The organism is Knoellia locipacati, from assembly GCF_007992835.1.
GTDB classification, from domain to species: Bacteria; Actinomycetota; Actinomycetes; order Actinomycetales; family Dermatophilaceae; genus Knoellia; species Knoellia locipacati.
This window is the reverse complement of record NZ_BKBA01000008.1, coordinates 374,847-388,322: the sequence shown is the minus strand read 5'-3', so window position 1 is coordinate 388,322 and position 13,476 is coordinate 374,847. Positions and strand designations below refer to the sequence as shown.

Here is a 13,476-nt window from a genome sequence, read left to right as displayed (position 1 = left end):
TGGCTCGTCATATCAAACTTCGGGCGGAGTAGTTGACGGCTAGAATCTCTGTACCCACCCGAGAACGGGATTCGAGTTTAGCCGCGATTTTTCGTGTCGTCTCGATCTCGACAACTGTCCATGCCTCCAGAAGATCTTCGAAGCCTTCAATCGAGCCAAAAGAGAGCATGATCTTCACTCCGCGCGAGTCCGCACGCTGAAGACTGGCCCGCAGTTGCTGCATTTTGCTGCTTTCAAATGACCCGTACCCGTATTCGCCATACGTGCTCCGCGCGGTGGTGACGTAGGGGGGGTCGACATACAAGAAATCGCCAGCGCGAGAAAGCGCGATGGTTCGCTTAAAATCCTGATGTCGCAGCTTTGCAGTCGAAAGGCCCCGTGAAACGCGGCGCCAGTCATCGCCCGACGGAAGCTTGCCAGTACGCGCTCCCCGGGGAACATTATAATGGCCCAATCGGTTTGTCCGGTAGACTCCGTTAAACCCGAAGCGATTGAGGTAGAGAAATCGTGCGGCCTCAGCAGATGATCCAATGTTGGGTTGCAAGGCTCGCACATCATAGTAGTCACCACCATCCTCATCCCAACGCCGGATTTCACGGATGACTGCTTCCACGTCGATTTGAAGATGTTGAAAGGCGCGAATCAACTCACCATTGAAGTCGCCAAGGATCGCAGACCGCGGGGACGCTTCAAAAAATAGACACGCCGACCCAGCGAACGGTTCAATATATCGGGAGTAGTCGGTCGGCATGGCTGCGCGCAGCCTTGGCAGAAGGGCGCGTTTGCTCCCTGCCCATCGGATTGGCGAATCCATCACGGCCCCCTCGACGCCCTTCACTCAGGTATACCTCACACTCGGCTGGTGCGGATGCTAGCGACTTATGCCGCACGGCGCACAGATCCGTCGCTCACCCTACCGAGCGACATCCGGCCTCGATTGCATACACGCGGGCCGAGTTTTCCCCTCCCGGGCCGCAGCTTTCCTCGCTTCTCCAGTGTGGTGGGCTCACCCACCTCAGCCGCCGGTGCGACTCGGCCAAGTGGTCAGGTCTGGGTGGGAAAGTGCGCCGATCAAAAGCCAGTCGGTCCTGACATCACGCGGCCTTGCGCCCAACGGACGCGCATGCTGATGTAGTTCGCGCGGCAGCATGGCTGGGAGCACCATCAAACATTGCGGCGGTACTGGCCACCCACCTCGAAGAAGGCGTCCGTCACCTGCTGGAGCGTGCACACCCGTGCCGCATCCATGAGCACCGCGAACACGTTGTCGCCCGACATCGCCGCCTCGTGCAGCCGGCCCAGCGCCTCCTCGGCCTCGACCGAGTGCGCCTCGCGGTACGCCCGGACCCGGGCCAGCTGGGACTCCTTCTCCGACTCCGACGCCCGTGCGAGTTCGACGTGTTGCGGCGTCCCACCCTCGGCGTCGGGCTTGCGGAACGTGTTGACACCGATGATCGGCAGCGATCCGTCGTGCTTACGGTGCTCATAGAGCATCGACTCGTCCTGGATCTTCCCGCGCTGGTAGCCCGTCTCCATCGCCCCGAGCACTCCCCCGCGCTCCGAGATCCGGTCGAACTCCGCCAGCACCGCCGCCTCGACCATGTCGGTCAGCTCGTCGATGACGTACGACCCCTGCAGCGGGTTCTCGTTCATCGCGAGGCCCCACTCGCGGTTGATGATCATCTGGATCGCCAGCGCCCGACGCACCGAGTCCGGCCCCGGGGTCGTCACCGCCTCGTCAAAAGCGTTGGTGTGCAACGAGTTCGCGTTGTCATAGATCGCGATGAGCGCCTGCAGCGTCGTGCGGATGTCGTTGAAGTCCATCTCCTGCGCGTGCAGCGACCGACCCGACGTCTGCACGTGGTACTTCAGCTTCTGCGACCGCTCGTTCGCGCCGTACTTCTCGCGCATTGCGACCGCCCAGATCCGGCGAGCCACCCGCCCGATGACCGAGTACTCCGGGTCCATCCCGTTGCTGAAAAAGAACGATAGGTTCGGCGCGAAGTCGTTGATGTCCATGCCGCGCGCGAGATACGCCTCGACATACGTGAACCCGTTCGCCAGCGTGAACGCGAGCTGGCTGATGGGGTTCGCCCCGGCCTCGGCGATGTGATAGCCCGAGATCGACACCGAGTAGAAGTTGCGCACCTGCTGCTCGATGAACCACTCCTGGATGTCGGCCATCATCCGCAGCGAGAACTCGGTCGAGAACAGACACGTGTTCTGCCCCTGGTCCTCCTTGAGGATGTCCGCCTGGACCGTGCCGCGCACCGACGCAAGAGCAAGCGCCCGTATGCCGGCCGCCTCCTCCTCGTTGGGCTCGCGCCCCTCCCGCTCGGAGAACTTCGCCATCTCACCGTCGATGACCGTGTTGAGGAAGAACGCGAGGATCGTCGGCGCCGGGCCGTTGATCGTCATCGAGACACTCGTCGACGGTGACGTGAGGTCGAACCCGTCGTAGAGCGCCTTCATGTCGTCGAGCGTCGCGATCGAGACGCCGGAGGTGCCGACCTTGCCGTAGATGTCGGGGCGCGGGTCGGGGTCGCGGCCATAGAGCGTCACCGAGTCGAACGCCGTCGACAGGCGGGTCGCCGGCTGCCCCTCGGACAGCAGCTTGAAGCGGCGGTTCGTGCGGAACGGGTCACCTTCACCGGCGAACATGCGCGCCGGGTCCTCGTTGTCGCGCTTGAACGGGAACACGCCCGCGGTGAACGGGAAGAAGCCGGGCAGGTTCTCGCGGCGCAGGAACGACACGAGGTCACCGTGGTCGGCGAACGACGGCACCGAGACACGGCGGATCTTGTTGCCGCTCAGCGACTCCTTGACCAGCGAGGTGTGCAGCTCCTTGTCGCGGATCCGCACGACCTGCTCGTCACCGGCATATGCCTCGACGGTCGCGGGCCACTTCTCGATCGCCTCGCCGACCTCGGTCGGCAGCGCCTTGCGCACCTCGGCCAGCAGCTGGTCGACGGCGTGGTCCTCATGACCGGCAGCAGCGAGCTCGTCGTCCACGAACTCGAGCCGCTGCACGCGACGCGCGTGGGCGGCATACGCCTCGGTCTGCGAGTGATACCCACGGATGGTGTCGGTGATCTCGGAGAGGTAGCGCACCCGCGCGGCCGGGACGATCTGGCGCAGCACCGACGAGTGCCGGACGTCGACGGGCGGCAGGACGCCCTCGGAGAACTCGAGGCCCTTCTCGGAGAGCAGGCCTCGCAGCTCCTGGTAGAGCGCGGTGACGCCGTCGTCGTTGAACGTCGCGGCGGAGGTGCCGAAGACCGGCATGTCCTCGGGCTTCTTGCCGAAGGCGTTGCGGTTGCGGACGAGCTGGCGGCCCACGTCGCGCAGCGCGTCCATGGCGCCGCGCCGCTCGAACTTGTTGATGGCGACGAGGTCGGCGAAGTCGAGCATGTCGATCTTCTCGAGCTGGCTCTGCGCCCCGAACTCGGGCGTCATGACATACATCGACACGTCGGCGAACGGCACGATCGCGGCGTCGCCCTGGCCGATGCCGGGCGTCTCGATGACGATGAGGTCGTATGCCGCGGCCTTGAGGATCGTGATGACGTCCTCGAGCGCTTCGGGCACCTCGCGGCCGCCGCGGGTCGCGAGCGAGCGGAAGAAGATGCGGTCGCCGTCGAGCGAGTTCATCCGGATGCGGTCGCCGAGCAGCGCGCCGCCACCGCGGCGACGGGTCGGGTCGACGGCGACGACGGCCACGCGGAGCTTGTCCTGCTGGTCGACGCGCAGGCGGCGAACGAGCTCGTCGGTGAGGCTCGACTTGCCCGAGCCACCGGTGCCGGTGATGCCGACGACGGGGACGTGGCGTCCCTCTGCTGCGCGCGTGAGCTCGGCGCGGTCCTCGTCGCTGAGCTTGCGCGTCTCGGCGCCGGTGATGGCGCGCGCGACGGCGGCCCGGTCGCCCGACAGGACGGCCGACATGTCGGCCGAGCGGACGGCATACAGGTCGGTGTCGCAGTCCTCGATGACGGTGTTGATCATCCCGACGAGACCGAGCCGCTGGCCGTCCTCAGGGCTGAAGATCGTCACGCCCGCCTCACGCAGCCGGTTGATCTCGTCGGCGACGATGACGCCACCGCCACCGCCGACGACCTTGACGTGGCCGGCGCCGGCCTCGGCGAGGAGCTGGACGAGGTACTCGAAGTACTCGACGTGGCCGCCCTGGTAAGAGGAGACGGCGACGCCTTGGACGTCCTCCTCGATCGCCGCGTCGACGACCTCCTGGACGGAGCGGTTGTGCCCGAGGTGGATGACCTCCGCACCCTGGCTCTGCATGATCCGCCGCATGATGTTGATCGACGCGTCGTGCCCGTCGAACAGGCTCGAGGCGGTGACGATGCGCACCGGGTTCGTGGGCACGTGGAGCTCGGGAGCCTCAGGGGACGTCGCAGTCATGGAGAAATAGTAGGACGTCCTACTAAGTACCCGGAAGTCACGAACGGTGTATGCCGTCCGCCCCCGACCGCTGTCAGTGCTCGCCGATAGGTTCGTCGTAGTCGGTGAGGGAGGGCTCGATGGGCGAGCAGCAGGCGGTGGGGGCAGCGGATCTGCGTGCCGTCCTGGGTGCTGCTCGCGACGGTCTCGCCGGGGTCGGCGATGCGCTGGCGACGCTGTCCGGGCAGGATCTCGCGGAGCTCATGGCGGCCGCCGACGAGGTCGCCGCGCGGGCCCGGGCGGCCCAGGTGCAGGTCACGGCGGAGGCGGCTCATCGGGGCGAGTTCGCGTCGGCTCGGCGCGGCGCCGGTTCGGTGCACGCGTGGGTGCGGGAGCACGCGCCCTCGTTGCGACAGGGTGGCGCGGGTCAGGTGGCGCAGCTCGCGCAGGACGTGGCGTCCTCGACCCCGGGTGGCCTGTGGTCGCGTGGCGGGCCCGAGGCGGGGGCCTATGCCGACGATGGGCGGCCCGAGGGCATCGTGTGGGGGCGCGTGCTCACGGGCGAGGTGGGCGTGGGACTCGCGCTCACGGCGTTGCGCGAGGTCGCCCGGATGCGTGACCTGCTCGTGCCCGAGGCCGTGCCGACCGTGACGCGCGCGATCCTCGACCACGGCGTGCGGCGGGGGCAGGCCGAGGCACGCCGGATCCGGCCATGGCTCGTGGCGGCATACGGGCTCGAGGGCGAGTTCGACGACCAGCAGCGCCGACTTCGCGGCGGGGCGTTCCTGTCGAGTCCGGTCGTCGCCGAGGGCGACCTCACCGAGTACCGCATGGCGATGACGCCCGACCAGGCCGCTCGGCTCGAGGCCGCCATCGGACCGCTGTCGAAGCCGTGTCCCGACCCCGAGACCGGCGCGGCTGACATGCCCGGTGCCGGTCAGCGGCGGGTCGAGGCGTTGGCGTCCGTGCTGGGGCGGGTGGCGTCGGTTGAGGGTGCGGCCGCGGCGCCGGGAGCGGCGTCGACCGCCCTGCACGTGAGCATGGGGCTGGCCGAGCTGCTGGCTGGGCTGGCGGGGGTGGCCGGGATCGGCCGCTCGGGGTCTGGTGGCGGCGGAGGCTCGGCCAGCGCTGGCCCTGGAGGCTCGGGCCTCTCGGGTGACGGGGGCGGATGCGTCATGGGTTCGCGCGCAGCCGGGACCTTGCTGGCACCGTCGGTGGTGCGTCAGCTCGCCTGCGACGCCGACCTTATCCCGGTGGTGCTGGGCGCCGACGGTGAGGTCGTCGACCTCGGTCGCGCCACCCGGCTCTACACCCGAGCCCAGCGACGCGCGCTCTGGCACCGCGACGGCGGATGCACCTACCCCGGCTGCACGGCACCGGCGGCCTGGACGCAGGCGCACCACCTGGTCCACTGGGTCGACGGCGGGCCGTCGGACCTCGTCAACGCCGCGCTCCTGTGCCAGCGCCACCACACCCTCGTCCATGACAGACGCCTCATCGCTGCGGTCCATCCACCCGACGAGCACGGTCGGTCGGTGACGTGGGACCTCGACATCGGGAGCTACGACAGGGAGCTGAAGGGTCGTCTTCGCGAGCTGCGGCACGCTCGGGGAGCGCCGGGTCGAGGTGATGGCCGACGCGTCCGGCTCGACACCGGGCCACTCGATGGGTGGGCGTCGGTGTTGCCCGAGCCGGTGCTGCTGCGTCTCGCCGACGACCTCGAGGCGGAGGCACTGGCCGAGGCCGTCCTGTCCTGCCCTGACTCCAAAGCAGCCTGATCCAGTGAGGCAGGCGCCCGGCTGGTCGGGTCACCGTGCGCGTCGCCAGCCGGGGAGCCCTCAAGCGGGGCACGGCGACGCCGAGCGGGCTGTCGGCGTGCGGGTCTAGCGTCGTCTCCAGCGTCCTGGACGACGGCGTCCGGGCGACGACGAGGCGACTGGAGCAGCCATGGACTACCGCATCGAGCTCATCTTCGTGCCCGTGAGTGACCCCGACCGGGCCAAGGAGTTCGACGAGGGGAAGCTGGGGTGGAACGTCGACCACGACTACACCGTGCAGCCTGGGCTGAGGTTCGTGCAGGTGACGCCGCCGGGGTCGGCCTGCTCGATCGCGTTCGGCGAGGGCATCAGCGAGGACGAGCCCGGGTCGATGCGCAACGTGCAGGTCGTCATCGACGATGCCGATGCGACGCGGGCTGCCCTCGTGGAGGCCGGTGTCGAGGCGAGCGAGGTCGACGAGCAGGCGTGGGGTCGGTTCGTCACGTTCGCGGACCCGGACGGGAACCGCTGGACGCTCCAGCAGATCGTGCGCCAGGGGTGACGCGGCCGTGGCCGCCGGTGGCCTCAGCGCTTCTTCTTGACCTGCCCGAACTCCGCGCCGAGGTGCGGGAGGGCGTCTGCCTCGGACGACGCGAAGTTGTCGCCCGCTCCGGTCGCGCCTCGGTGGTTGAGGTACAACACGAGCAGGACGATGACGACGATCATGGCAACGAAGATCCACATGGGGTGCTCCGATCCTCCGGGCCGCGTACGGGTCCGGTGATCAACGGTAGGCCCCCTCGGGGGCCTGCGAACATGCCTCGGACGAACCCGCCCTAGACGCCCCCGCCACCGATGCCGCCGTCACGCGGCAGCTGCTGGTGCAGGTGGCCCGGGGCCGCATCGGGTGAGCCCTGCGTCGGTCCTGACGAGCCCCGGCGGCTCAGGTACCACGCCAGGATCGCGATGACGATGATGATGAGAAGGACGTACTTCATGCTGGGCCCCCCCGCCGCTCAGATTCCTCCGGTGCCGCCACCGTAGCCGCCACCGCGCCCCTCCCAACGGGACTCGGCCAGGGCACCTTCGACGGTGTCACGGGTGGAGGAACTGAGCCCGCCGCTGCCACGGCGGTTGAGCACGAACACGAGCACGGCGATGACGACGACGAAACCGACGATGAGCTGCCACATGACTGCCTCCCCTGCTGATGGAACCTCAGCGTGGGCCCAACTTAGCGGTCGGGGCGCCCGTTGGACAGGAGTGAAACCGGGGTTCAGGTGTTGCCGCCACCGGTGAAGGATCCGCCGCCGAGACCGCCGCCGTTGCCCTCTTGGCGGAACGGAGCCTGGGCGTCCACCGACGAGTGCGACGCGACCTGACCGCGACTGGAGGAGTCACGCCGACTCAAGTACCACCCGAGGAGCCCGATGGCGACGACGATGCCGACGACGATCCAGACCATGGGTGCCCCCTGCTGCCGGTGAGCCGCGTCCGGCCCGGACGGTCAGGCTAGCCGTGCTGCTGCGTCGCGACCCACTGAATCGCCTCGACGTAGCCGCCCACGCCGTGCCCGATGACCTGGTGGTCCGTGACGTCGGTGAGGTAGCTGAAGTGCCGGAACTCCTCGCGCGCATGGATGTCGCTGATGTGCACCTCGACGCTGGGCACTGTCACGGCCGACATCGCGTCCCGCAGCGCGACCGACGTGTGCGTGTAGCCCGCCGCGTTGATGACCAGCCCGGCGATCCCGCGCCGTCCCTCCTGGACCCAGTCGACGAGCGTGCCCTCGGAGTTGCTCTGTCGGAAGTCGAGCGTCAGCCCGGCCGCCTCGCACGCCGCGCGGCACAGCGCCTCGACGTCGGCGAGGGTGTCGCTGCCGTAGATCTCGGGCTCGCGCTCACCGAGCAGGTTGAGGTTGGGGCCGTTGAGGACGAGCACCGTCGTCGAGTCCATGCGCCGAGTATGCCGTCCGTGCAGCGCGAGGGACCTCCGCCTCCGTTCCGCAAGACCCATTCGAACCTTTTGCGGACCCGCCGGGTTCGGCAATGTGGCCAAGGGCCGCGACATTGCGGTCCGTCCACACCCCACAGGAGGGTTCATGAGGAAGCTGGTCACCACCGTGGCCGCAGTCGGGCTGCTCGGCGCAGGCTTCGCGTCGGCCTCGGGCGCCCAGGCGACACCACAGACCAAGCCCACCGGCTCGCACACCAGCACGCCGGCATACACACCGCCCCCGATCCCGTGGGGCACCTGCGTCCGCGCGAGCCTCAAGGCTGCGGGCGCCCAGTGCGGACTGCTCACCGTTCCGCTCGACTACCGCAAGCCGTCCGGCATGAAGATCAAGATCATGGTCTCGCGCATCAAGCACAAGACCTCGGACGCGGCCGCTCAGGGCGTCATGCTCGCCAACCCCGGCGGCCCCGGCGCCTCCGGACTCGGTCTGGCGCGCCTCGGCGGCGCCGTCCCCAACGGTGGCGGCGACCCCTACGACTGGATCGGGTTCGACCCTCGTGGCGTGGGTGAGAGCGTGCCATCGCTGTCGTGCGACCCCGACTACTTCGCACCGGGCCGCCCGCCCTACGTCCCCGAGACCCGGGAGATCATGCGCGCGTGGCGGGAGAAGGCGCGGCAGTACGCCCGCGACTGCGCCGCGGCCCCCGGCGCGATCCTCCTCGACCACACGAAGACGACGGACTGGGCCCAGGACATGGACTCCATCCGCAAGGCCCTCGGTGCCGACAAGATCAACTACTACGGCTTCTCGTACGGCACCTACCTCGGGCAGGTCTACGCGACGATGTTCCCCGAGCGGGTGCGACGCTTCGTCTTCGACGGGGTCGTGAACCCCAAGGACGTCTGGTACGAGGCGAACCTCAACCAGGACGTGCAGTTCGACAGGAACATCGGCACCTTCTTCTCGTGGGTGGCCGAGCACGACGCGGAGTACGGCCTGGGCACCGACGGTCGCGCGCTGCTGCGCACGTACTACCGGATCCTCAACCGGCTCGCCGAGCAGCCCGAGGGCACGTTCGGTGCCGCCGAGTGGAACGACATCTTCACCGGCGCGGCCTACTACGTCTACGACTGGGACGGCACCGCCCACATGTTCGCCGCAGCCGTCAACGGGGACTTCGGTCCGGCCAAGGACTACTACGGCGACCCGACGGGCCCCGGCTCCGACAACACCTTCGCCAACTACAACGCCGTGCAGTGCAGCGACGCGCAGTGGCCGACGAAGTGGCGCACGTGGGAGCGCGACGCCTGGCGGATCCACGCCAAGCACCCGTTCCTCGCGTGGAACAACACCTGGTACAACGCCCCCTGCCTCGACTGGGACGCCACACCGGGCAAGCCCGTCAACGTCAAGGGCTCGAAAGTGGGCAGCATCCTGCTCATCGCCGAGACCAACGACGCGGCGACGCCGTTCCCCGGTGCCCTCGAGGTCCGCAGGCGGTTCCCGAAGTCGGTCCTCATCGAGGGCGTCGGCGGCACGACCCACTCCGGGTCGCTGTCGGGCGTCTCGTGCACGGATGACCGGATCGCGAACTACCTGCTCACCGGCGCACTCGACCCACGCAAGGCGGGCAACCGCTCCGACGTGCAGTGCGAGCCGGTGCCCCCGCCCGACGCGACGCCGGCGAGCGCCACGAGCGCCACGGCCCGCCGGTCATCGGCAGCACAGCCCGGGATGAGCGCCGACCTCAGGAAGGAGCTGCAGGCGGCCAACTCCCGCTGACCCCTCCACACCGACTTATTGCCCGTTCGGGTCCGTCCCCGCGAACAAGCGGCGTCCACGGAGCAGCCCGAACGGGCAATAAGTCGAGTTCTCCCACCTCGCGGTGGGGCAATCAGTCGAAGATCTCGGAGCGAGTGTCCGTCGGGACGAAGCCGTCGCCGAAGCCCTTGCAGAACGTCGGGTCGACGGTGAGGTCCCTGCCCTTGGCGGCGTCGAAGGCACGGTCGCGGCCGAGGTTCCACGAGAGCACGTCGTCGCTGCGGTCGGCGCTCTTCTCCATGCGCCAGGTGACGACGCACGCGGCCTGCTTGTCGTCGAGCCCGGCGAGGATCGCGGGCGTCGCGTCGACGCCGAGGCCGGCGAGGTAGTAGGTGTCGAGCTTGCCGGTCGCGTGGAAGCGGTCGATGTTGCGCGACGCCACCCAGCCGTCGGGGTTCATCAGCCCGAACCCGAGGAACAGCACGGCCCCCGAGATGAGCGCCGCCCTCGGCACCCACGTCCCGTTGAGCCGGACGACCGCGACCATCATGAGGACGATGAGCAGCCCGAGCCAGAGCTCGAACCCGTCGACGAAGACGCGGAGCACGGTGTATCCGTAGGCCTCCTGGTAGAGCGACATCCGGTAGAGCGCCGACGCGACCACGGCCAGGGTCAGCGTGCACAGCACCAGCAGCGAGACCCGCAGCGCGAGCCGGTCAGACGCCGTCTCCTGCGACGCCTTCCGGGTGGCGATGCCGACGACGACGAGGGTGAGGAACGTCGCCGTCGTGAGCTGGCCGAAGCCCTCGTGGACGTACTCGGCGTAGGTGAGGCCGGTGGTCTCCCGGAGGTACTCGTGCCCGCCCCACATCGCCGTGGCCTGTGCGACGAGGAACAGTGCGAAGAGCGCGATGACGACTCCGAGCGGCACGAGCCACTCCCACCGGTGCCGGACGGGAGCACCCCGCGGGACGTCGAGGTCGGCGATCCTCGGCGGGTTGAGCGCGAGGTAGGCACCGGCCAGCGCGACACCGGCGACGAAGACGAAGACGAAGATGCGGGCGATGATCGTGTCCCAGCGCAGGTCCGGCACGAGCGACTGCGCCCACGACCCGAAGATCGCGTCGCCCGAGGCGAACAACCCACCGAAGAGCACGAGCCCGACGGCGGCGATGGCGACGGTCCGCAGCACCGGCCAGAGCAGGGGCATCCGGCTCGTCGCCGTGAGCGTGCGCCCCAGCAGCGGCAGCCCGCGCAGCCCGGCGAGCACCCACGACATCGCCGACAGCGGGATGCTGATGAACGAGCGCGCCCGCGTCACCGTCGCCGCGAGGAGCAGCGCAGCGAGCATGACGGACAGCACCCCGATCCACTCGGTCGCCCGCACCACCGTCATCATCGTGAGGGCGACCCCCACCACGACGCACGCGACGCTCCAGGGGCCGCGCTTCTCCGTGGATGCCCGGAGCATGAGTCCGGCGGCCAGCAGCACGACGAGGCAGGCGGCGACACCGATTCGCCTGTCCGGCAGCGTGATCGACGCGAAGAGGCCGAGCAGCAGGGCACCGATGAGCAGCTGGGGCTGCGGCCGCAGGCCGGCCTCGGGCCAGAACTTCCCGAAGAGCTGGTCGGTGAACGGCGGCGGTCCGGGCTTCGCGACGCCGGTCGAGGCCGTCGCGGCCGCGGGTTGGCCGGGACGCGCGGGTCGCGCGGGCTGCGCCGGTTGCGCAGGTGGTGGGACGGGCGTGGTCGTCATGGGAACCTCCGAGATGGTCTGTGCCGCAGGCGTGCTCGCCTCACGGACACGGGATCGGGTATGCCGTGGCAGCACCGCGCGCAGCCGCGCGCCTCGTCCGCCGGGCGGGGTGGGAAGGACGGAGATCGAGCCGCCGTGCAGCTCGCAGACCCAGGACGCGATGGCCAGGCCCAGGCCCGTGCCACCCCCCGAGTCGTCGCCGGTGCCGAACCGGCGGAAGACGCTGGCGGCCTTGTCGGCGGGGATGCCCGGGCCCTGGTCGATGACGTCCAGCGACCAGCCGTCGTCGTCGAGAGCCGTTGCCACGAGCTGGATCTCGCCGTCCGGCGGGCTGTGCCGGGCCGCGTTGTCGAGCAGGTTGGCGACGAGCTGCTTGAGGCGAGCGGGGTCGGCCGTGACGGCGAGGTCCTCCGGGACCACACGGCATACGTGCGTGACGGTGCGGGAGGAGAGCTCCGCCTCGGCGACCGCTCCACGCAAAAGGTCCGCGACGCCGACCTCCTCCAGGCGCAACGGGGCCACACCCGCGTCGATGCGGGAGAGGTCGAGGAGGTCGCCGACGAGGTCGCTCAGGCGTTCGGACTGCGTCAGCGCACCCCTGAGCGCTGCGTCATCCGGCTGGACGACCCCGTCGACGAGGTTCTCGAGCAGCGCCCGCTGCGCGGTGAGCGGGGTGCGCAGCTCGTGCGACACCGTCGCGATGAGCTGTCGGCGCTGCGAGTCGGCGTCGGCCAGGTCGGCCGACATGGCGTTGAACGCGCGGGCGAGCTGCCCCACCTCGTCGGTGGACGCCGTCGAGACCCGCTGCGCGTAGTCGCCCGCGGCCATCCGGCTCGCGGCATGCGTCATCTCGCGCAGGGGCGCCGTCATCCCCCGGGCCAGCCACTGGACGACGGCGAGGGCGAGGGCGACGGTGACCGGGAGCGTGAGCCAGATCGGCATTCCCGCACGGTCGCCGATCGTCGCGAACAGCGCGGCGACGACACAGCTCGCGCCGACGAGGAGGCCCAGCTTGACCTTGATCGAGCCGACGCCCTCGAGGGGTTCGACGGTGTTCACGTCGTCTCCAGGGCGTAGCCCACCCCGTGCACGGTGCGGACGCGGGTGGCGCCGATCTTGGCGCGCAGGGACTTCACGTGGCTGTCGAGGGTGCGGGTGCCCGAGGCGTCGGACCAGCCCCACACCTCGCTCATGAGCTGCTCGCGCGAGCGCACCGCTCCGGGGGTGGCCGCGAGCGCGGCGAGCAGGTCGTACTCGAGGGGCGTGAGGTGCACCTCGGCGCCGTCGACGGTGACGCGTCGGGCGGGCCCGTCGATCTGGACCTCGCCGACGTGGGTCGTGGGCGCCGGCACCGAGGCGAGCTCGGCGGCGCGCTCGACGCGGCGCAGGAGGGCGTGGGTGCGGGCGACGACCTCGCGCATCCGGAACGGCTTGGTGACGTAGTCGTCGGCGCCGACCCCGAGGCCGACGAGGATGTCGGTCTCGTCGTCACGCGCCGTGAGCATGAGGACCGGGACGGGGCGCATCGCCTGGATGCGGCGGCACACCTCGAGGCCGTCGAAGCCGGGGAGCATGACGTCGAGGACGACGACGTCAGGAGCGTGCTCACCGAAGGCGGCCACGGCGCCGGGACCGTCGTGCGCCTGGTGGACGGCGTAGCCCTCGGCGCGGAGGCGGTCGGTGACGGCCTGGTTGATCGTCGGCTCGTCTTCGACGACGAGCACCGTCGCCTTCGGTCCGCCCACGGTCCCCGCACCTGTTGTCGTCATGCCACTGACAGTAGGAGCCTCCCTGCGAGTCGCGTGGGCACGACCTGTGGAGATCTCGTGAAGATCGGTCGGGCGCGACAG

The 13,476-nt window shown here is 69.4% G+C and carries 12 protein-coding genes; 3 read left to right on the top strand and 9 right to left on the bottom strand.

What is annotated here, in order from left to right; genetic code table 11:
• Positions 1–7: 7 nt before the first annotated feature.
• Positions 8–814, bottom strand: coding sequence for a DNA adenine methylase (locus KLO01_RS10025; protein ID WP_275938379.1), 807 nt, complete (start codon positions 812–814; stop codon positions 8–10).
• 350 nt (positions 815–1,164) lie between these two features.
• Complete coding sequence (gene icmF / locus KLO01_RS10020; RefSeq protein ID WP_147064638.1) at positions 1,165–4,416, bottom strand: fused isobutyryl-CoA mutase/GTPase IcmF; 3,252 nt, start codon at positions 4,414–4,416, stop codon at positions 1,165–1,167.
• Positions 4,417–4,535: 119 nt separating this feature from the next.
• Here icmF and KLO01_RS10015 point away from each other — a divergent pair, with 119 nt between their 5' ends.
• Together KLO01_RS10015 and KLO01_RS10010 are read left to right on the top strand one after the other, a co-directional pair.
• Complete coding sequence (locus KLO01_RS10015; protein ID WP_147064636.1) at positions 4,536–6,173, top strand: HNH endonuclease signature motif containing protein; 1,638 nt, start codon at positions 4,536–4,538, stop codon at positions 6,171–6,173.
• A 169-nt stretch (positions 6,174–6,342) separates the two neighbouring features.
• On the top strand, positions 6,343–6,714 hold the full coding sequence (locus KLO01_RS10010; protein ID WP_147064634.1) for a VOC family protein: 372 nt from the start codon (positions 6,343–6,345) through the stop codon (positions 6,712–6,714).
• Positions 6,715–6,737: 23 nt separating this feature from the next.
• Here the strand turns inward: KLO01_RS10010 and KLO01_RS17185 are convergent, their stop codons facing one another.
• From KLO01_RS17185 to aroQ, 5 genes are all read right to left on the bottom strand, one after another.
• Positions 6,738–6,896 carry a hypothetical protein gene (locus KLO01_RS17185; protein WP_186827998.1) on the bottom strand — a complete coding sequence of 53 codons (159 nt, stop codon included), beginning with the start codon at positions 6,894–6,896 and terminating at the stop codon, positions 6,738–6,740.
• Between the two features lie 92 nt (positions 6,897–6,988).
• Positions 6,989–7,150, bottom strand: a complete 162-nt coding sequence (locus KLO01_RS17180) for a hypothetical protein (protein ID WP_186827997.1) — start codon at positions 7,148–7,150, stop codon at positions 6,989–6,991.
• A gap of 18 nt (positions 7,151–7,168) precedes the next feature.
• Positions 7,169–7,345 carry a hypothetical protein gene (locus tag KLO01_RS17175; RefSeq protein ID WP_186827996.1) on the bottom strand — a complete coding sequence of 59 codons (177 nt, stop codon included), beginning with the start codon at positions 7,343–7,345 and terminating at the stop codon, positions 7,169–7,171.
• An 83-nt stretch (positions 7,346–7,428) separates the two neighbouring features.
• The gene (locus KLO01_RS10005) at positions 7,429–7,617 is read right to left on the bottom strand and encodes a hypothetical protein (protein WP_147064632.1); all 189 of its coding nucleotides are present in this window, start codon (positions 7,615–7,617) and stop codon (positions 7,429–7,431) included.
• Between the two features lie 47 nt (positions 7,618–7,664).
• On the bottom strand, positions 7,665–8,108 hold the full coding sequence (gene aroQ, locus KLO01_RS10000) for a type II 3-dehydroquinate dehydratase (RefSeq protein ID WP_147064630.1): 444 nt from the start codon (positions 8,106–8,108) through the stop codon (positions 7,665–7,667).
• Between the two features lie 145 nt (positions 8,109–8,253).
• Between aroQ and KLO01_RS09995 the strand changes: the two genes are divergently transcribed.
• Positions 8,254–9,891, top strand: a complete 1,638-nt coding sequence (locus KLO01_RS09995; protein WP_147064628.1) for an alpha/beta fold hydrolase — start codon at positions 8,254–8,256, stop codon at positions 9,889–9,891.
• 112 nt (positions 9,892–10,003) lie between these two features.
• On the opposite strand, the gene KLO01_RS09990 is transcribed toward KLO01_RS09995, so the two are convergent.
• Both KLO01_RS09990 and KLO01_RS09985 read right to left on the bottom strand, forming a co-directional pair.
• Positions 10,004–12,685 carry a DUF4153 domain-containing protein gene (locus KLO01_RS09990; protein ID WP_147064626.1) on the bottom strand — a complete coding sequence of 894 codons (2,682 nt, stop codon included), beginning with the start codon at positions 12,683–12,685 and terminating at the stop codon, positions 10,004–10,006.
• Positions 12,682–13,395, bottom strand: coding sequence for a response regulator transcription factor (locus tag KLO01_RS09985; RefSeq protein WP_147064625.1), 714 nt, complete (start codon positions 13,393–13,395; stop codon positions 12,682–12,684). Before KLO01_RS09985 ends, KLO01_RS09990 begins: the two co-directional genes overlap by 4 nt.
• Positions 13,396–13,476 lie beyond the last annotated feature (81 nt).